This is a genomic window from Exiguobacterium sp. U13-1 (assembly GCF_001750115.1).
Lineage (GTDB): Bacteria > Bacillota > Bacilli > Exiguobacteriales > Exiguobacteriaceae > Exiguobacterium_A > Exiguobacterium_A acetylicum.
On sequence record NZ_CP015731.1, the window covers coordinates 2,857,592 to 2,877,448 of the forward strand.

The 19,857-nt window shown below is 48.5% G+C and carries 19 protein-coding genes; 5 read left to right on the forward strand and 14 right to left on the reverse strand.

The window, feature by feature from the left end; translation table 11 throughout:
- The first annotated feature begins 4 nt into the window (after window positions 1–4).
- Together ESP131_RS14810 and ESP131_RS14815 are read left to right on the forward strand one after the other, a co-directional pair.
- The gene (locus ESP131_RS14810) at window positions 5–502 is read left to right on the forward strand and encodes an Lrp/AsnC family transcriptional regulator (RefSeq protein ID WP_029342399.1); all 498 of its coding nucleotides are present in this window, start codon (window positions 5–7) and stop codon (window positions 500–502) included.
- Window positions 499–1,689, forward strand: coding sequence for an aminotransferase (locus ESP131_RS14815; RefSeq protein WP_034786083.1), 1,191 nt, complete (start codon window positions 499–501; stop codon window positions 1,687–1,689). The genes ESP131_RS14810 and ESP131_RS14815 overlap by 4 nt, the downstream gene beginning before the upstream one ends.
- 41 nt (window positions 1,690–1,730) lie before the next feature.
- Here the strand turns inward: ESP131_RS14815 and ESP131_RS14820 are convergent, their stop codons facing one another.
- Entirely contained in the window at window positions 1,731–2,618 is an 888-nt protein-coding gene (locus tag ESP131_RS14820; RefSeq protein WP_231925648.1) for a MazG nucleotide pyrophosphohydrolase domain-containing protein, read from the reverse strand.
- Complete coding sequence (locus ESP131_RS14825) at window positions 2,584–2,769, reverse strand: hypothetical protein (RefSeq protein ID WP_069940901.1); 186 nt, start codon at window positions 2,767–2,769, stop codon at window positions 2,584–2,586. The genes ESP131_RS14820 and ESP131_RS14825 overlap by 35 nt, the downstream gene beginning before the upstream one ends.
- Before the next feature lie 93 nt (window positions 2,770–2,862).
- On the opposite strand from ESP131_RS14825, the gene ytvI reads away from it, so the two are divergent.
- Complete coding sequence (ytvI, locus tag ESP131_RS14830) at window positions 2,863–3,987, forward strand: sporulation integral membrane protein YtvI (protein WP_058703944.1); 1,125 nt, start codon at window positions 2,863–2,865, stop codon at window positions 3,985–3,987.
- Here the strand turns inward: ytvI and ESP131_RS14835 are convergent.
- From ESP131_RS14835 to ESP131_RS14840, 3 genes are read right to left on the reverse strand one after another with little or no spacing between them, the layout of a single operon-like run.
- Window positions 3,967–4,635: a DUF429 domain-containing protein gene (locus ESP131_RS14835; RefSeq protein WP_069940902.1), complete on the reverse strand. Its 669-nt coding sequence runs from the start codon at window positions 4,633–4,635 to the stop codon at window positions 3,967–3,969. The genes ytvI and ESP131_RS14835 overlap by 21 nt on opposite strands.
- Entirely contained in the window at window positions 4,616–4,786 is a 171-nt protein-coding gene (locus ESP131_RS16700) for a hypothetical protein (protein ID WP_156772519.1), read from the reverse strand. The genes ESP131_RS14835 and ESP131_RS16700 overlap by 20 nt, the downstream gene beginning before the upstream one ends.
- On the reverse strand, window positions 4,783–6,195 hold the full coding sequence (locus ESP131_RS14840) for a leucyl aminopeptidase (RefSeq protein WP_069940903.1): 1,413 nt from the start codon (window positions 6,193–6,195) through the stop codon (window positions 4,783–4,785). The genes ESP131_RS16700 and ESP131_RS14840 overlap by 4 nt, the downstream gene beginning before the upstream one ends.
- A 353-nt stretch (window positions 6,196–6,548) precedes the next feature.
- Between ESP131_RS14840 and ptsP the strand changes: the two genes are divergently transcribed.
- A complete protein-coding gene (gene ptsP, locus ESP131_RS14845; RefSeq protein ID WP_047393452.1) occupies window positions 6,549–8,273 on the forward strand; it encodes a phosphoenolpyruvate--protein phosphotransferase in 1,725 nt (574 codons plus the stop codon).
- 108 nt (window positions 8,274–8,381) lie between these two features.
- On the opposite strand, the gene ESP131_RS14850 is transcribed toward ptsP, so the two are convergent.
- From ESP131_RS14850 to ESP131_RS14875, 6 genes are all read right to left on the reverse strand, one after another.
- Window positions 8,382–9,899: an MDR family MFS transporter gene (locus ESP131_RS14850; RefSeq protein ID WP_069940904.1), complete on the reverse strand. Its 1,518-nt coding sequence runs from the start codon at window positions 9,897–9,899 to the stop codon at window positions 8,382–8,384.
- A 152-nt stretch (window positions 9,900–10,051) separates the two neighbouring features.
- Window positions 10,052–12,163 carry a glucose-specific PTS transporter subunit IIBC gene (gene ptsG, locus ESP131_RS14855; RefSeq protein ID WP_069940905.1) on the reverse strand — a complete coding sequence of 704 codons (2,112 nt, stop codon included), beginning with the start codon at window positions 12,161–12,163 and terminating at the stop codon, window positions 10,052–10,054.
- A gap of 129 nt (window positions 12,164–12,292) precedes the next feature.
- Window positions 12,293–13,816: a glucose-specific PTS transporter subunit IIBC gene (ptsG, locus tag ESP131_RS14860; RefSeq protein ID WP_029342409.1), complete on the reverse strand. Its 1,524-nt coding sequence runs from the start codon at window positions 13,814–13,816 to the stop codon at window positions 12,293–12,295.
- Between the two features lie 217 nt (window positions 13,817–14,033).
- Window positions 14,034–14,891 (reverse strand): glucose PTS transporter transcription antiterminator GlcT, encoded by an 858-nt coding sequence (gene glcT, locus ESP131_RS14865; RefSeq protein ID WP_023469132.1) that lies wholly within the window; start codon window positions 14,889–14,891, stop codon window positions 14,034–14,036.
- Window positions 14,892–14,992: 101 nt separating this feature from the next.
- A complete protein-coding gene (locus ESP131_RS14870) occupies window positions 14,993–15,310 on the reverse strand; it encodes a YuiB family protein (RefSeq protein ID WP_023469133.1) in 318 nt (105 codons plus the stop codon).
- A gap of 81 nt (window positions 15,311–15,391) precedes the next feature.
- Window positions 15,392–16,603 (reverse strand): NAD(P)/FAD-dependent oxidoreductase, encoded by a 1,212-nt coding sequence (locus ESP131_RS14875; RefSeq protein WP_029342410.1) that lies wholly within the window; start codon window positions 16,601–16,603, stop codon window positions 15,392–15,394.
- A 243-nt stretch (window positions 16,604–16,846) separates the two neighbouring features.
- Here ESP131_RS14875 and ESP131_RS14880 point away from each other — a divergent pair, with 243 nt between their 5' ends.
- Window positions 16,847–17,845: an NAD(P)/FAD-dependent oxidoreductase gene (locus tag ESP131_RS14880; RefSeq protein WP_023469135.1), complete on the forward strand. Its 999-nt coding sequence runs from the start codon at window positions 16,847–16,849 to the stop codon at window positions 17,843–17,845.
- A gap of 110 nt (window positions 17,846–17,955) precedes the next feature.
- Here the strand turns inward: ESP131_RS14880 and ESP131_RS14885 are convergent, their stop codons facing one another.
- From ESP131_RS14885 to ESP131_RS14895, 3 genes are read right to left on the reverse strand one after another with little or no spacing between them, the layout of a single operon-like run.
- Window positions 17,956–18,447, reverse strand: a complete 492-nt coding sequence (locus ESP131_RS14885; protein ID WP_047393445.1) for a GNAT family N-acetyltransferase — start codon at window positions 18,445–18,447, stop codon at window positions 17,956–17,958.
- Window positions 18,444–18,947, reverse strand: coding sequence for a GNAT family N-acetyltransferase (locus tag ESP131_RS14890; protein WP_029342412.1), 504 nt, complete (start codon window positions 18,945–18,947; stop codon window positions 18,444–18,446). The genes ESP131_RS14885 and ESP131_RS14890 overlap by 4 nt, the downstream gene beginning before the upstream one ends.
- On the reverse strand, window positions 18,944–19,810 hold the full coding sequence (locus tag ESP131_RS14895) for an NAD-dependent epimerase/dehydratase family protein (protein WP_029342413.1): 867 nt from the start codon (window positions 19,808–19,810) through the stop codon (window positions 18,944–18,946). The genes ESP131_RS14890 and ESP131_RS14895 overlap by 4 nt, the downstream gene beginning before the upstream one ends.
- Window positions 19,811–19,857: the final 47 nt, after the last annotated feature.

A 19,857-nucleotide genomic window follows, 5' to 3' on the forward strand; every position in this document is an offset into this window, starting at 1 on the left:
TCCCATGTACACCGAAAAACAACTCGAATTATTAGCATTATTAACACAAAATGGTCCGATGGACGTGGACTTGCTTGCGCAAATGCTCGACTGGGAAGCGGCAGAAGTAGCAGCTTCCATCGAGACATTCAAACGCGACGGTGTCCTACTTGGTTACACCGCTGTCATCGACTGGCAAAAGATTCATGCCCACCATGGCGTGACGGCTTTCATCGATGTCAAAGTCACACCGAAACGTGGACGCGGTTTTGACGAGGTAGCGGAGCGGATTCATCGTTTCCCGGAAGTGACGTCCCTTTATCTGATGTCGGGCGCATATGACTTACAAGTCGTACTTGATGGCAAATCGCTACAAGAAGTCTCTCAATTCGTCTCGGAAAAATTATCGACGCTCGACTCCGTCATCTCGACGACGACCCATTTCCGCTTGAAGACCTACAAGCACGATGGTGTTCTCTTCAGTCAGGATGATGACGACAAACGATTGAAGGTGTCTCCATGAAGTCTCTATCTGAACGTGTCGAACAGCTAGCCCCATCCGGTATCCGTCGTTTCTTTGATTTAGCAGGATCGATGGAGGACGTCATCTCCCTCGGTGTCGGCGAACCTGATTTCGTCACGCCATGGAATGTTCGCGAAGCGAGCTTCGCAGCACTCGAGCAAGGCTATACAGCGTATAGTGCGAACGCCGGTTTACTCGAGTTACGTCAGGAAATCGCACTCTATATGCAAGAAAAGTTCGCCATCTCCTATTCGACGACGGAAGAAATCATCGTCACGACCGGAGCTTCAGAAGGACTTGACCTTGCGTTCCGTAGTTTGATCAATCCAGGAGATGAAGTCATCGTCGTTGAACCGGCGTTCGTCTCGTATGCCCCTTTAATTGAACTCGCTGGAGGCATTCCTGTCGCCGCTGCGTGTCATGCAGAAGATGGTTTTGCGATTCAACCGGAAACGATCGAGCAATTGCTAACGGACAAGACGAAAGCGATCATTTTCTGTTTCCCATCGAATCCGACGGGCTCGACAATGACACGCGATCAACTCGCCGATCTTGCACTACTCGTTCAAAAACATGATCTATACGTCATCAGTGACGAGATTTATGCCGAACTATCCTACGAAACGGAAGCAATCTGCTTTGCGACCCTTCCCGGAATGCGGGAGCGGACGATCATCATCAACGGTTTCTCGAAAGCCTTCGCGATGACAGGCTGGCGGCTCGGCTTCACTTGTGCACCACCTTCAATCACGCAATCGATGCTGAAGGTGCATCAATACGGGATGATGTGTGCCCCGACACTCGTTCAATTCGCGGGCATTGAAGCACTCCGTTCACGTCATAAGACGGTTCCTGACATGGTGACGAGTTATCGGCAACGCCGGAACTATTTCGTCAAGGCGTTAAACGATGCGGGTCTTCCGACACACTTACCCGGCGGTGCCTTCTATGCCTTCCCGTACATCGGTCATACTGGACTAACGAGTGAAGAGTTCGCGGAGCAATTGTTACTCGCTGAACGTGTCGCCGTCGTTCCAGGATCCGTCTTCGGAGCAAGTGGTGAGGGATATGTCCGAGCAAGTTACGCGAGTTCGATCGAACAACTCCAAGAAGCGATCGCACGGATTCAGCGCTTCATGAAAAAATGGCAGACTCAAGATGAGGCAACATCGTCTCATTCACATTAAAAAATGATCCGCCTTGCTCCGAAAAGCAGGCGGATCATTTTTTAATCGATATAGAGAACAAGGAACATCCGATGGTCGTCTTCCGCATGATACGGTGAGATTGGACCAAGTTGTGGTGCAAAGACTTCCAACCGATACGGTGAATTCTTGAAGTCAAGCGGTGTCCGCTCTTTGATCAAGCGTCCCATTTCGTCCGCTAGTTCTTTCACTTCAACTAAACTGCGCGAGCGTTCCATCGGTGCCTCGAAGACGAATGCCTCGATTCCTTCAGTCGGCGCACATCGGATGAAACGTCGGAGTGACGGTAATGCTGCTTCCATGTTGTCCTCTATCGTTTGGTTCTCCTCGTACACAGGGGCTCCCCAGAGGCGCACCTCACTTCCTGTCGCACTCCGGAAATGATCAATCGTCTCCTCCGTGATGGGATCACGCGTCAACGCGAAGCGTGTTTTATCCCGCTTCAGATTCTTCTCATTCGTCCGGTCGATTTCTGTCAGTAAATCAAGTTGAAGCGGTCGTGCTAGACGAAACAGTTCGCGTTGCAGACGTGCTAAGGAATGACCGATTGGAACAATCGTATCTTTCGCTTTCGGTGGTTTATCGCCTTCATACCCGTTCATGACACGTGCAACTTGCCCTGCCTCATGTACAAGTCGATAAAATGAACCGTCCTGATCGTCGTTTGCCGTACCGAGTGTCTCATGCTGTGCTGCAAGATCCGTCACGTATTGATTCGCAAGACAGGTCGAGATCATCAAGACGTCGACAAGCTCAAGGCGAAGGGCTTCTAGATCATTGTGTTCTAGTGCTTCTCCAACCTCACCGATTTCTTCTGTCAGGCGCGCGAGACCAGATAGCGGTCGAAAATAACCACCGAGTGAGCGAATCGTCGCATCAACCTTTTGTTGCAGTGTCTTCATCTGTTCCATCTGTCTGACCCTCCACGATTGCTTGGCGTACGCGCATTTCTGTCTCCTGTTTAACGTGTTGCGCAAACGCCTGATTTTTCTTCCATTCCCGGATTCCGACAGATGTCGCAGCAATCAATGCAGCAATTAGTCCGATTTCTCTTTTACGCATCGAGATCTCCTCCTTTTGAATGACTCGTAATCTACCTAAACATGATATGATGATATCAATAAATTCTACATACTCCAGTAAGAGGTGTTGCTTGTGTCGACTGAACGTCTTTGGCAAATGGCCCGGTTCCTGACGGTGATCTTCGCCTTCTTAGTTGGTGGATGGTTACTCATCCGCCTCTCGTCCATCTTATATCCATTCGTCTTTGCGTTTCTGCTTGCCCTTTTCAGCCGACCGCTCGTTGATTTCTTCCAAAAGCGGTTACGGATCAATCGCGGATGGGGTGCGTTGTTATCGATCATTTTGATCAGTGGCTTACTGGTTGGTTCGCTCGCCTTGATCATCATGCAGTTAATACGTGGTCTTGTGTTCGTCGCGAATCAATTACCGGCGCAAATCCAAGAATTGAGCCTGTATTTTCAAAAGCTGTACAACGAAAAACTGGCACCCATCTGGAACGATGCTTCTGAAGCCTTACGCTCACTGGAACCATCGCAACAAAATACGGTTCAAAACAGTATCCAATCGCTCGGTAGTTCACTTGCGAGTGCGATTGGCGAAGGATCAAAAAGTATCGCCATGATGTTGCAGACGATCCTTGCGACATTACCATCGATTGCATTGATTTTCGTCATCGTCTTACTTGCCTGGTTTTTCATCGCAAAAGATTGGCACCAGTACGAGATGCGATTGAAACGTTATGAGATGCTTCCCTGGTTCGCTCGTTTCGAGTCGGTCTTCCTGAGCTTACGGTCCGCCTTATTCGGCTATCTCAAAGCACAGCTCACCTTGATCACAATCACGTTCTTCATCGTCTTGATCGGTTTGTTCATCATTGGTGTCGAGCATCCGTTTGCAATTGCTTTTATTGCTGCCTTTTTTGATATTTTACCGTATCTCGGTACCGGTTCCGTCTTCCTGCCTTGGATCACCTACTCGATCATCACGGGCGATACGACACTTGCGATCGGACTCGGTATTCTCTACGCTCTCGTCATTCTTCAACGCAACATCATGGAACCGAAGATCGTCGGTGACAATATCGGGATTCAACCGATCACGGCATTGATCGCGCTGTTCGTCGGGATCAAATTCTTCGGTGTCTTCGGACTGATTCTCGGACCATTGATCGCTGTCATCTTAAAAGCACTCTACAACGCCCAGATTTTCCATTATATCTGGGACTTCGTCAAAGGATCACCCACACCATTTCGGTGAGGGTGATTTTTTTGGTACAGCCGCATGTAACGGATATCCTTCCGTATCCACTGGTCGACTCGCCGGCAAGTAATCACATGGAAAACGGGCACCTGTCGCAAGCAGACAAGCGTCGAGCCAATCATCGATCGCAACATGCGGCTGACGCTGTTCCCAAAGCGGAGGGCAATCAAAACGCTCGAGCAATTCAATCCGTTCCGCGACGCCTTCCATCGTCTTCTTTGAAAAACGTGCCGGATGACCGGCGAGTCGCGCGAAACAGACTTCCGGATGTGCTTCGATCATCTCCGTTCGATATACGCTGCGGACTTCTCGGATTTTCGGTAATAGGTACCAGGCTTGTTTCGAAAACCCGATCCCCGCATGTTGTTTGGCTAAATCATTTGCTTCCATATAGGTAGAAGCTGTCAGCGCACTAAGGAACGGTGCATTAAAGACACTGCTCGTCCGCCCAGGCCGTAGTTCCTGTCGCAATAACTGATCCGTTTCGCGTCGTCCTTCCGTTAAACCAATCGGCATGTCGATCCAAATCCGGTCAGCTCTAGGAATATTTGCAAGCGTCGGTTCGACCGATCCCGTGTAACGACCGTTTTCGTACACAACGACGACCCACCCCGCCTTTGCTGCATCAATCCCGATGACGTGCATTCGTCTTCTCCCGGAAAGAACGCAGTAGTGATAAGACGGTGAAGATGCCGATGAACGTCGCGAGACCGAGCGATAAGCGGTCGCGCGCATCCAAGTACCAGACGACGGCAAGAATCGTCAACAAGACACCGAGTAAATTCCAACGTCTCATTTTTCTTGCTCGACGAACCGGTACAGACTACGGACCATAACGCCCGTTGCTCCTTTAGGACCGATCTCGGACGCTTGATTCTGTTCCGACGTTCCTGCGATATCGAGATGTAACCATGGTGTATCACCGACGAATTCACCGACGAACGCACCACCGAAGATCATGTGTCCCATGCGTCCCGGTGAGTTGTTCAAGTCTGCGACTTCCGAACGGCGGACTTGTTTAATGAAGGCATCGACATACGGCATTTGCCAAATCATCTCATTCGTCTCTTTCGTCACCTGTTCAAAACGTTCGTAAATTGACGCATCATTCGTCAACGCACCCGTGATTTCTGTTCCAAGCGCAACAAGGACACCACCTGTCAAAGTCGCAAGATCAATGATCGCTTTTGGCTGATACTCTTTGACGTACGTGACCGCATCTGCGAGGACAAGCCGTCCTTCCGCATCCGTGTTCAAGACCTCAATCGTTTTTCCTGCCATCGATGTGATGACGTCGTCCGGCTTGAAGGCATCCCCGGAAATCATGTTGTCTGTTGCTGGAATGACACCGATGACGTGAACATCTGGCTTCAGCTGACCGAGTGCTTCGAACAGACCGAGAACCGCTGCTGCTCCCCCCATGTCGCCTTTCATTCCGACGATTCCGTCTTTCGGTTTGATGGAATAACCACCTGTATCGAATGTGACGCCTTTTCCGACGACCGCGATTGGTGCTTCTGCAGAACCTTTATATTCAAGGACGATCAATTTCGGTGGAATGACGGATCCTTGGTTGACCGCAAGCAAGGCGCCCATCCCGAGTGCTTCCATCTCTTCCTTATCGATGATCCGGAGATCATGCCCATGACGCTCCGCGATGAAACGGGCTTCGTCCGCAAGTGCTGGCGCTGTCAAGAGATTCCCTGGCATCGTTACGAGACGACGCGCTAAGTTCGTCGCTTCAGCCAAGACTGTCCCGCGGCGTACTGCTTCTTCCTCTTCAGGTAAGACCGTCAGTTGTAACGTATATGCTTTAGAAGGCGACGTCTTATAATGCTTGACCTCATATGTAGCGAGGGTAAATGTCTCGGCAATCAGTTCGACCGGTTGTCCTGGGAATGTCGTCGCATCAACTGTGACATGTTCTAAGCGACGTGCTTTAACATGTTGTGCTGCTTTTCCGAGTAAGCGACGCAAATCATCTTGCGAAAGCTGATCGACTTTCCCGAGGCCGACGAACAAGACACGTGCCACATCTCCCGATAATGTCGGCAACAGTCGGAGTTCTCCGCGTTTCGTTGAGATATCACCTTGACGGACCCACTCTTCTAATTTGTCACCATACAGTGCCTGTAACCGTTCATCGAGCGGTTGATTTCCTGAAATCCCGACAACGAGTACATCTACGGATTGATTCGTTTGCATATAAAACTCCCCCTTTGACTAGTATCTATTAGTATGAAGTGTTTTCAGTCATTTTCCAACTGATAGCCTCTCGACCGACCGCAAACGCTTTCACTACTTCTGTTCGACAATTTGTCGAAATGCTTGGTTTCAAACAATTGTTGCCCGTTTCACAATATGATAGGATTAAACGGGTGAAATGTTGAGACACTTCAAGAAACGATGCGTTTGCTGTTCCGAGAAATGTCTACGTTTTCATTCAAGGGAGAGTGCGCAGAAGGCTCGTTAAGAGAGAGGCGTTTATGGGTATCTATAGATAGCTAAGAAACGAAGTCATCGCGTTAAAAAAACTTACTGAAAAGAGGGTAATGCACATGGCACAACATATCAAGGGAATTGGCGCTTCTGCAGGGATCGCGATTGCAAAAGCATTCGTGATGGAAACACCGGTCTTTGAGATTCCATCGCACAAAATCGAGGATGCAGCTGCGGAAAAAGAACGTTTCCAAGCAGCGATCGCAAAATCGAAGACGGAACTCGAAGTCATTCGTGAAAATACCTTACAAGAATTAGGTCCAGATAAAGCGGAGATCTTCTCGGCTCACCTTCTCATCTTAGAAGATCCGGAAATCGTCAGTCAGGTGAACGCAAAAATCGAGGATGAGCAAGCAAATGCTGCAAAAGCACTCGATGAAGTCGCAAACATGATGGTCATGATTTTCGAATCAATGGATAACGAATACATGCGCGAACGTGCAGCAGACGTTCGTGATGTCACGAAACGGACGATGGCTCACCTTCTCGGTATCACGTTCGTCACTCCAGCTCAAATCAACGAAGAAGTCATCATCATCGCAGAAGACTTGACTCCTTCAGATACAGCTCAATTGAACCGTAAATATGCTAAAGGTTTCGCAACGAACATTGGTGGCCGGACATCGCACTCTGCCATCATGTCACGTTCACTCGAAATCCCAGCAGTCGTCGGAACAAAAGTTGTTTTAACGGACGTTAAACACGGCGACCTTCTCATCCTTGATGGTGCTGAAGGTGACGTCATCGTCAACCCAAGCGAAGAGCAAGTAGCTGAGTATGAAGCAAAACGCGCAGCATACATCGCACAAAAAGAAGAGTGGAAAAAACTCAAGAACGAAAAAACAATGACGGCTGACGGTCATCACGTCGAGCTCGCTGCAAACATCGGTACACCAAACGATGTCAAAGGCGTTCTTGAGAACGGTGCAGAAGCAGTCGGTCTCTACCGTACGGAATTCCTCTACATGGATGCAGAGACATTCCCAACGGAAGACGAGCAGTTCACAGCTTACAAAACAGTTCTCGAATCAATGGGCGATAAAAAAGTCGTCATCCGGACACTCGATATCGGTGGCGATAAAGAATTGTCGTACCTTGATCTCCCACACGAGATGAACCCGTTCCTCGGTTACCGTGCGATCCGTCTCTGTCTCGATCAAACAGACTTATTCCGTACGCAATTACGCGCACTTCTTCGTGCGAGCGCATACGGTAAACTTGCTGTCATGTTCCCGATGATCGCAACGATCGAAGAGTTCCGTGCTGCAAAAGCACTTCTCCTTGAAGAAAAAGCAAACCTCCAAGCTGAAGGCGTCACTGTATCGGAAGACATCGAAGTCGGTATGATGGTCGAAATCCCAGCAACAGCGGTCATGGCTCGTCAGTTCGCAAAAGAAGTCGATTTCTTCTCAGTCGGAACGAACGATTTGATTCAATACACGATGGCAGCAGACCGGATGAACGAAAAAGTATCATACCTGTACCAACCGTTCAACCCAGCGATCTTGAACCTTTTGAACAACGTCATCACTGAAGCACACAAAGCAGGCAAATGGGTCGGCATGTGTGGTGAGATGGCAGGAGAAGAATTGGCACTCCCGATCCTTCTTGGTCTTGGTCTTGATGAGTTCTCGATGTCAGCATCATCTGTCCTTCGCGCACGCAGCTTGATGACACGCCTCAACAAATCAGAGTGTGAAGCAATCGTCGAGCAAGTACTCGATATGGATACGGCAGAAGAAGTCGTTGACTTCCTCAGCACGACATTCGACATCAAAAAATAAGTTTTGTCAGACGAATCTGGAGTAATCCAGGTTCGTCTTTTTTTGTCCTGTTAAACAAAAAAACAACGCCTCTTTCTAATAAGAAAGAAGACGTTGTTAAAACGGTGGTTATTGAGCTTGTTTCTTCTTCGCTGGCGTTGCTTGTTCCGATAAAATCGGACGCTCGTTCCCCATCAAGAAGATAAAGATGACACCAAGCACTGCTGGAATCAGTGCCCAGAAATAGACGGTTGAGATCGATTCTGCAAGCGACGTCTTGATTGCTGTCGCGACTTCTGGTGGCATCTTCGCAAACGCATCAGCCGTTGGGAACTGTCCACCCGACGGCGCTCCGCCTTGAGGTAACCGATCGGAGACAGCCGATGTGAACGTCCGCGATTGGATGATTCCGAGGACTGTGACACCAAGCGTCATCCCGATTGTCCGGAATGTCGAGCCCATCGAGGTCGCTGCGCCACGACGTTGCATCTCGATGCCATTGATACTCGCTAGATTCAACAGAGAGAAACTGAATCCAACACCGAAGCCGAGAATGATCATATAAATCGTTACCGCTGTCCGCGATGTCTCAAGCGTCATCGTACTGAGGAGATAGACACCGAGTAAGAAAAAGACAGCCGAGACGATCATGATGTTGCGGAAACCGAACTTATTCGGCAATTGCCCGCCGAGCTGTGCCGAGACGACTGATGCAATCAGCATCGGCATCAGGATTAGACCAGAATTCGTCGCACTGCCACCAAAGACACCTTGCACGAAGATTGGAATGAATACACTGGCCGAGATAAAGACGAATCCGTAAAAGAACGCCACGCCTTGTGTTGCCGCAAATAAGCGACGGCGGAATAGACTGAACGTAATAACGGGATCCGCGGCCCGGCGTTCTGCGAACGCAAAAGCAACGAACGCGACAAGTGCTGCTCCGAACAGACCAAGAATTTGTGGCGAAGACCACGCATACTCTTTTCCACCCATTTCGAGCGCGAGTAAGAATAATACCAATCCGGCGACAAGCGTAAAGGCACCGACGTAGTCGATTTTCTGTGTCCGGTGCACCGGTGATTCCTGATAGAAGACCGTTACGAGACCAAGTGCAATCAAGCCGAGTGGGATATTGATATAGAATACCCAGCGCCAGTCGAGGGAATCCGTCAATACGGCACCAAGCAACGGTCCGAAGATACTAGAAATCCCGAAGACCGCACCGAACAAGCCACTGACCTTCCCCCGTTTTTCCGGTGGGAAGATATCAAAGATGATCGTAAAAGCAATCGGCATCAACGCCCCTCCACCGAGCCCTTGCAAGGCACGATACGCAGACAATTCAATGATAGAATCCGCCATCCCACACAAGATACTCCCTACCATGAAGAGAAGCATCCCAAAGAGGAAGAAGCGTTTTCTTCCATACATATCACTCAGTTTACCGAAGATCGGCATTCCGGCAACGGTTGCAATCATGTAAGCAGATGTGACCCATGCGTACTGATCAAAACCATTCAGTTCGCTGACGATCGTTGGCATCGCTGTCGCAACGATCGTGTTATCCATTGCTGCGACTAAAATCCCAATCAATAATCCGATGACGACAGGTGTCGTATTCGTTTTTGTTGTAGTCGAAGACATCGACTCACCTCATTTCTAAAAAAATTAGCTAACTCTTATAATAGCTAACTCATTGTATCATCATATGTGCAAAATCTCATTATCAAATGTGCTCTACGATCGTTTCACACAAAAAAGACGGATCGCCTATGACAATCCGTCTCTTTTCTTCTTTACTCTACACGATACGAAATTGCTTCTCCGGCTTCGACCGTCCGTCCGACATCAACATCAACTTTTCGATCCCCACTATTCGTGACGATGATTGGTGTCAGTAATGATGGTACGAGTGGTCGTACTTGTTCAAGATCCACATTGAGGAGTGGTGTTCCCGGTTCGACACGATCGCCGGCTTTCGCCAACGCCTCGAACCCTTTTCCTTCGAGTGACACCGTATCAATACCGATGTGAATCAAGATTTCATCTCCATTATCCGCAAGAATACCGATCGCGTGTTTCGTCGGGAAGAACGTCGTGATCTCACCAGAGACTGGAGAGACGACATATCCTTCCGTTGGTTCGATTGCATATCCGTCACCCATCATGCGACCGGAGAACACTTGGTCCGGTACATCATCGAGAGAACGAATGATACCGCTTAATGGTGCGACATATCCATCTTCAGGCACGTAAGCCCCACCACGATCCCCAGCGAGTGGACCGGCATCTGCTGTACCAGCTCCAGAAGTCCGTGCTTCGTCTCCCGTTGGTACTTGTGGAATTGGATCGGCTTCTGGTGTCTCTTTCGGTTTATAATTTGGATCTTTCATGATATCTGCCATTTCGGTCTTGATTCCATCGGATTTCGGTCCAAAGATGGCCTGGACGTTATCTCCGACTTCAAGAACACCGGCAGCACCGAGCTCTTTCAAACGATCCTTGTTGACACCTGATTTATCATTAACCGTAATCCGTAAACGCGTGATACAAGCATCTAAATGTTTAATGTTTGATGGACCACCGAATGCTTGTAGAATTTCATACGGTAGATCGCCTGCTTTTGCCGTTGAGGTAGCGGCACCCTCTTTAATCGCTTCGCGTCCTGGAATCTTCAAATCAAACTTCGTAATGACGAAGCGGAATCCGAAGTAATAGATGACGGCGAAGACAAGACCGACTGGAATGACGAGCCACCACGAGGTTCGGTTCGGTAGAATCCCGAATAACGTGTAGTCAATCAATCCACCGGAGAACGTCATCCCGATCTTGACGTTCAGTAGATCCATGATCATGAATGAAAGACCTGCAAAGACAGCGTGAACGGCAAACAAGAGTGGTGCGACGAATACGAAGGAGAACTCGACTGGCTCCGTGATACCAGTCAGGAAAGAAGTCAACGCCGCTGAGAAGTAGAGACCTTCGACGGCTTTACGACGATCTTTTGCGACCGTATGGTACATCGCAAGACAGGCTGCTGGCAGACCGAACATCATGAATGGGTATTTCCCGGTCATATATGTCCCTGCCGTGAATGGTACACCGTCCTTCAACTGTGCAAAGAAGATCCGCTGATCCCCATTAATGATCGTTCCTGCTTTATCCGTATATTCCCCGAACTGGAACCAGAAGCTTGAGTACCAGATATGGTGAAGACCAAACGGAATCAACGAACGTTCGACGAGTCCAAAGATAAAGGCAGACAACGGTTCGTTCGCTTCGATAATTGTTTTCGAGAATGTGTTGATTCCACTGCCGATCGGTGGCCAAATATACGATAAGGCAAACCCGGCGACAAGACTGAATAAGGCAGTTGCAATTGGAACAAAACGTTTCCCTGCGAAGAATCCGAGGAAATCAGGCAGTTTGATTTTAAAGAATTTATTATAACTGTACGCTGCTATCAAACCGGCAATGATCCCTCCGAATACCCCCATTTGCAAGGTCGGTATCCCGAGGACCGTCGCATACGACAAGTCACTCGCCTTCTGTGCTTCCGTGATTTTTTCTGGTGTGATCTGTAAGAACGAACTGATGACCTTGTTCATGATCAAGAAACCGACGATCGCTGCTAGACCGGCAACTCCTTCCCCATTCGCAAGACCAATCGCGACCCCGACGGCAAACAGTAATCCGAGGTTCGCAAAGATGATATCACCCGCATCCTGCATGACTCGCCAGATGACGACTAGCGAATCGTTCTCGAGGAACGGTAAATATTGCGTCAAGTTCGGGTTTTGAAACGCTGTCCCGAACGCGAGCAATAACCCCGCTGCCGGTAAAATCGCTACCGGTAACATCAGGGCCTTACCGATCCGCTGTAAGACACCAAACACGTTTTTCCACATGCGTATATTCCCTCCTTTTTTTAAACAAACTACTTAATTCATACCCTAAAATATTCTAGCGCAAAACGATTCTAAAAGATTTTTCCAAAAAAAATGAGCCCTTCCGCAGAAGGACTCACTTTAAAAACATCAGACTGTTTTTTCTTGTTTACGTGATGCGATGACGGCTTGAATTTCAGACTTGATGTTGTCTGATTTCGGTCCGTAGATCGCTTGAACGTTGTTACCAACTTCAAGGACACCAGCAGCACCTAATTTTTTCAACTCATCTTTGTTGACTTTCGATTTGTCGAGAACTTCGACACGAAGACGTGTGATACATGCATCCAAGTGTTTGATGTTCGACTCTGAACCGAGTGCATCAAGGATACCTTCAGCGAGTTCAGAACCTTGAGCAGATGAAGTCTCTTGCGCTGCATCTTCACGACCTGGAGTTTTCAGGTTGAACTTGCGGATTGCGAAACGGAATCCAACATAGTAGATGACAGAGAGTGCAAGACCGACGACGATGACGAGCCACCACTGCGTGCGTCCCGGAAGAACACCGAAGAGAAGGAAGTCAATCAAACCACCAGAGAATGTCATACCGATCTTAACGTTCAACAATTGCATCGTCATGAACGAGAGACCTGCGAAGACTGCGTGAACTGCGAACAAGATTGGAGCAACGAACAAGAACGCGAATTCGATTGGCTCTGTGATACCTGTCAAGAATGCTGTAAGTGCTGCTGATCCAAGAAGACCACCAACGACTGCGCGGCGCTCAGGACGAGCTTCGTGGTACATAGCAAGAGCTGCCGCTGGAAGACCGAACATCATGAACGGGAATTTACCAGTCATGAACGTACCAGCAGTCAATTCAACGTTATCTTTCAATTGAGCGAAGAAGATCGCTTGGTCACCACGAACGACATCACCTGCTGCATTCGTGTACGAACCGAATTCGAACCAGAATGGTGCATAGAAGATGTGGTGAAGACCGAATGGAATCAACGAACGTTCGATGAGACCGAAGACGAATGCTGCGAGTGTTGGGTTTTTCTCCATCATGAAGTGGGAGAATGTGTTCAATCCGTCCTGAGCGAACGGCCAAACGAATACAAGTACAAGACCTGCGAACAATGAAACGACAGCAGTAACGATTGGAACGAAACGTTTACCAGCAAAGAATCCGAGGAACTGTGGCAATTCGAGATTATGGTACTTCCCATACGCCCAAGCTGCGATCAGACCGATGATGATACCACCGAATACCCCAGTTTGAAGTGTTGGGATACCGAGTACGTTTGCATACCCTTGACCGTTAGCAACCATTTCTGGTGTAACGCCGAGCCAAACGCTCATTGTTTTGTTCATGATCAAGAATCCGACGATTGCCGCAAGTCCGGCTGCGCCGTCCCCTGCAAGACCAATCGCGACACCGACCGCGAATAAGAGTGCTAAGTTACCGAAGATGATATCCCCGGCTGCTTCCATCAATTTTGCAACCTTGATGATTGCATCATTTTTTAAGAACTCGAGTTTTGACGTCAAGTTCGGATTTTGCATCGCGTTACCGAATCCGAGTAGGATACCGGCAGCTGGCAAAATCGCTACAGGAAGCATCAACGCTTTACCGACACGTTGAAGAACAGCAAAAATCTGTTTGAACATGTGTGTTTCCTCCTTTTCCTGTTAAGAGCGAAGTATGATGAATAATGCCAATGATTGAGACGAAAAAAGTCAGACATCTGACCGTTTTTTTACAGAAAAAAATCAGGCACGAGCGGATTGTAGACAATAGACTTATCCCGTTGAATAACGGAAATAAAGCTTCTTGCCCGACATCCCACTCATGCCTGATCGTATCAGTAACACGTAGTCCGTGCGGTCATTTACCTGAATCGTACTGCACTAAGCGTTGCAGATGCATCGTAAGATACGTCGCCTCACCGCGCGGTACCGCTTTCTTCAACTGACGTTCCATGATGGACATCAGCTCCCAAGCAGTATCATAGCATAGCGGATATTCTTCACGCAATAGCTTTTCTACTTTTTCTGGAGCCTCTAGATACTCCCCATTGGAAACCCTTTCAATCGCTGAACGAAGGTGCCGAATCAGACGCTTGTAATCAAGCGATTTTCGGTCGATTTTAATCTCCAGTCGCTGCTCGATATGACTAGCGATTAAACCGACGAGCTGATGATGGCGGTTGACTTCGAGTACGTCTTTGAAGTTCGTCGCAGAATGAATATGAAGTGCGATGAATCCTGTCTCCGCTGGAGGTAGGTAAAAATTCATCTCAGCACTGATGAACTCGACGATTTCTTCTGCAAGGGCGTACTCTTCCGGATACAGGGCTTCCGTTTCGGCAAGAAACGGATTCGTGACTTCCATTCCTTGTTCTAGTCGCTTGAACGTAAACGTCAAATGATCCGTCAATCCGATATGGATATGTTCGTCGACCTTTTTTCCGAAGCGTGTCTCGATCATCGAGACGATCTCGTTCATCAGCGCGATGAAATTTTCATCGAGGTGACCGACGAGCGCCTTATATTGATCCTGTTCTTCTTTATCCTTCAACGTGTAGACTTTTTCCAACTTGTCGAGATCTGTCAGTTGATCGCCTGGCTTCCGACCGAAGCCAATCCCTTTTGCGAGGATAATGACTTCCTGATTCGCACCAGTCGAACAAATGACGACATTATTATTCAATACCTTGATAACGTGGTACATTTGTTTATCCATTCGCTCTCAACCCAATCTGCTCTTACACATTTATTTAAAGACATTGTTTTTATTATAACGGTTTTTCAGACACGAAAAAAGCCTACTTACTCAAGTAGACTTTAAAACATTTGGTAACCGCTCTTACGCAAGAAGCGAATCGATAGACCGGCGATGATGATTCCGGCAAGACCAGCCGCGAACATCGTGATATCCGCTGTCTGTAGACCAGCAATCCGGTCCCCAAGATTCGGAATCGCTTCACGAGCATTCGTGAAGTATTCGAGCGTTGATTGGTTGTCGATCATCATGATGATGATGACCGGATAGAGTACGAGCATCACCCACGTACTCCGCAACAACATGTTTAAGATGAATCCGATACTGAAGAACATGACGAGATAAAGCACACTCCCGATCACGGCTTGAATGATATGCATACTGTTCCCCCTTTGAATCTCTTCTAGTATAACCGACAAAAAAGGCAAATGCACGAGTGTACATTTGCCTAAAACGTGAACTTAGAACTTCCCTTTTTTGATCGCAAGACCAAGTTTTTTCAGTTCGAAGAAGTGTTTGTTGTCGATGACTTTTTTCATGAACGATGCGTTACGGCCGTAGATCTTCTTACCGAAGACCATGCCGATACCGTCTTTATGACCAAGTGAAGCGACCGTTCCTTTGTTCTCGTACGTGAACGTCGATGTTTGACGACCAGCGATGAGTGCTGCGATGTTCTCAGCGACTTTGTGTGCTTGTTGTGTCGCGATTTGTGCAGTTGGTGGGTATGGACGGTTCGAACTTGGATCCATGACTGCTGAACAGTCACCGATCATGAAGACGTTGTCGTGTCCTGGAACACGGAGATCTTCTTCGACGACGACACGGTTACGCATTGCTTCGAAACCAGATGCTGCAACGACAGGGTTACCGCTGACGCCACCTGTCCAGATGATCGTGTTCGCTTCGATTGTTTCAGTTGTGTCGCCTTGAAGCGGACCGAATGTGACACTTCCTGGTCCACATTCCTTGATGCCGTTACCGAGTTTGAACTCGATGCCTTGACGCTCGAGCCATTTGTGTGCGTAGTTGACGAGATCTGCATCGAATCCTGGAAGGACTGTTGGTGCTGCCTCGATGTTGACGACACGAACGAGTTCGCGTGGGATATCATATTGTTTGCACAGTTCTGGAATACGGTTGACGAGTTCACCCATGAACTCGATTCCTGTGAATCCAGCACCACCAACAACGATCGTCAAGAGTGAACGATCTTGTGATCCTGTTGTTTTGTACTGTGCGAATGAGTAATCGATATGTTCCTTGATTTTACGGACGCTGTTCAACGAGCTGATTGTCAGCGCGTGTTCCTTCAATCCTTTGATACCGAATGTTTCAGGAACGCCACCGAGAGCAACGACAACGTAATCGTAAGGAACTGTTCCGCCATCTTGTAAGAGAACCGTTTTAGCAGCCGTATCGACTTTCTCAACGATACCTTTAACGAGTTTGACGCGTGACGGGTTGATGACATCATTGATGTAGATGCGCGCTTGCTCCGCAGACATCGTACCTGCAGCTGGTTCGTGCAACCAAGTTGTTTGGTAATGATAGTCGTGTTTGTTGATCAGCGTGATGTTCGCTTGATCGACGCCGAGTTTCTTTTGAAGGTTGACTGCTGTGATCAATCCACCGTAGCCCGCTCCAAGAATAACAATGTTAGGTGTGTTCATGTTCTGATACTCCTTACGAATCGTAGTTTTGTTGTGATTTTCTTCACATTCAATTACAGACGAATGCTCAAAAATTTTGTTCAAATAATGTTCACATGTCTATAAGCCTATTGAAACACTTTTTAGGAATGATTGCAAAAGAAAAATGTCATTTCCTTTAAAAAAATGTGAGATGTCCCGCACTTGCACCCTCACCCCCTACTTCCTATATAATAGACCTATCCAACGCTAGGAGGGAATCAGATGCACCAACCATATGATGTCACGATCATCGGCGGCGGTCCGGTCGGACTGTTCACCGCGTTTTATTCAGGGATGCGCCAGATGAAGACGAAGGTCATCGAGAGTCTACCTCAATTAGGTGGTCAACTCGCTACGCTTTATCCTGAAAAATATATATACGATATCGCCGGTTTTCCGAAAGTAAAAGCGCAGGAACTGGTCGATCGATTGCTTGAACAAGCAAATGAATTCGATCCGACGTACGTACTCGGTGAGACCGTCATTGCTTACGAACGCATGGATGACGGAATCATCCGCCTCGTCACGAACAAAGGCGAGCATTATACGAAGACCGTCATCTTGACGGCAGGAAACGGCTCGTTCGCTGCACGTCCACTCGGCGTCGCGGACGCAGAACGCTTCGAAGAAACAAACCTCCACTACTTCGTTAACGACATGGAGCGTTTTAAGGATCGCCAAGTCGTCTTGCTTGGTGGCGGCGATTCAGCAGTCGACTGGTCATTGATGCTTGAACCGATCGCAAAATCCGTCACGCTCGTCCACCGCCGCGATAAGTTCCGTGCCCATGAACATTCGGTCGAACTTTTACACGATTCGTCCGTCAACGTCATGACACCATATACACTTGAATCGGTCACAGGTGAGACGCACATCGAGACGCTGACGTTCAAACATGCTGAAAGCGGCGAAGTCGTTGTCGTTGCTGCTGACGATGTCGTCTGTAACTTCGGTTTCGTCTCGTCACTCGGACCGCTTAAAGAATGGGAAGTTGAATTCGAACGCAATTCGATTCGCGTCAACTCGAAGATGGAGACAGCGATTCCAGGTGTCTTCGCTTGTGGTGATATTGCGACTTACGAAGGACGCGTTAAACTGATCGCAACAGGATTCGGTGAAGCACCGATCGCCGTTAACCAAGCGAAGCTTCTCGTTGATCCATCTGCTCGTCACCCGCAACACTCGACGAGTCTGTTTGAAAAAGTAACGAATCATTCTTGAGATATATGTGAATGACTGCAAATGATGAGAGGTCGGATTCCGGATGACATACCGGAGCCCGACCTCTCATTTTCATGGAATCACACTTAAGATGTTGAAAACGTCCGATTTCATACGGATGATCTTTTAACAGGTATCCGGTAAATCCGTTGTACGAGTTCGACTCCACCACGCTCAATCGTCGATTCTTCGAAGACCTGACCACCAAATCGTTCGTAAAACCGACACGCAGGATTATCTCGCAAGACAGAAACCTGCATCGTCTCATACTCCGCTAAATCATCAGCAATCTGGTGAAACAACGCTTTCCCGAATCCCTGCCCTTGAGACGCTTGTAAGACATAAATCGCATAGAGCTCCCCTTCACGCGCATCACTTCGATTCGGTCCGCCTTGCGCAAATCCGACGATTTCGTCTTCTGATTCCACAACATACACGCGCTCATCGACTAACGTCTGCTCCCATTGTTTCGTCCGTTTCGCATGCGACAACTGTGCTAAATACGGAGCCGGGATGATCCCTTGATACGTCTCGCGCCAGGCATCGATATGAACGCGCGCGATGGCTGACGCATCTTCAAGACGCGCTTTACGAATATTCATAACGCAATGATGAAGCGACGTGTTTCGCGTCCATTACGAACAGTCGGCTCGATTTCTCGTCCGCCGTTCGCTAAGATGACACGACGTGATGCTAGATTATCAACGCCACACGTCAGTAGCACTTGATCCAGTCCACGTTGTCGTGCTTCTTCAAGCGCCAATCGAAGACCAGTCGTCGCATACCCTTTCTGACGCTCAGATGGTCGGATCCCGTATCCGATATGTCCGCCGTATAACTTCAAGTTCTCCGTCAAATCATGCCGGAAGTTCAGCGCACCGACGATTCGTTGCCCGTCGACCATCCAGTACGTCGAATGGGTGACAAGACCCGGTCTGACCGTCGTCTCCATCTCCTTGAGTTCCGCAAAATAAGCGCCGAGCGGTTCATATGTGTCTCCGACTGCTTCCGGCACAATCGTTTCGCCCGACTCTCGCCAGTCTTCTAAAAAGGCGCGGTACTCTGTCTCCCACGCAAGAGTTGGTTTCATTAACTGCATCATTGGTGATTGCGCACCTCCTCTTCAATCAAACGATCGAGCCAGTCATCGACATGTTGGAACAGATAGCCCGCTTGTTTCGCAGCTGTTGTATCCATATAGAAATCGCGTTCTGGCGCAAGCGGTGATTCATCCTCTCCTTTTGCGACGAGTTGACTTGTCGTTCCCGCAACGCGGTCGATTTTATCCAATAGGTCTTGAATCGATAAGACACCGTCACTTGCAGCATTGATCGGTCCCGTCAGTTCCGAGCGACCACACCACTCAAGAAAGGCAGCGGCTTCGTAACTTGAGATATAACCCATCTTTGCGTATGTGTTTTCAGCAACGATCGGACGGCTGCCAAGCGCCCGCTTGATATGAAAGACAAGTCGCTCCGTATAGTCATCGGGTCCGAGAACAACCGGGAAACGGACGGCAACGACTGGGAATGTCGCCCGTTGGAAGAAATAACTCTCCGCTTGGCGTTTCCCTTCGCCATATCCATGTTCCTTCTCAAGGTCATATTTCCCGGGAAACGGATTGTAGGCACGCTCCGTGATATTCGCACCACCGTCTTCATAGACAGACATCGTCGACGTCAACACGTAGCGTCCGACTTTTCCTTCAAACGCGTCGACCGCGAGCTTTGCTTGATACGGCGTGAAACAGATATTGTCATAAATGACATCCCAGTGCTGTTGGCTCAAGTCCTTCATCGTACTACTCGACGTCCGATCCCCTTTAAAGAATGTCAAGCCCTTTGCGACCGGTGGAGTATGCTCACCGCGTGTGACGATCGTCACATCATCCCCCGAATCGGCTAACCGAATCGCTAAGCGTCGTCCGAAATAGCGTGTTCCCCCGAAGATCAATACTTTTCTCATCTTGAAGCCCTCCCTGTTCGTAGTAGCATTCACTCTCTTAATATTTC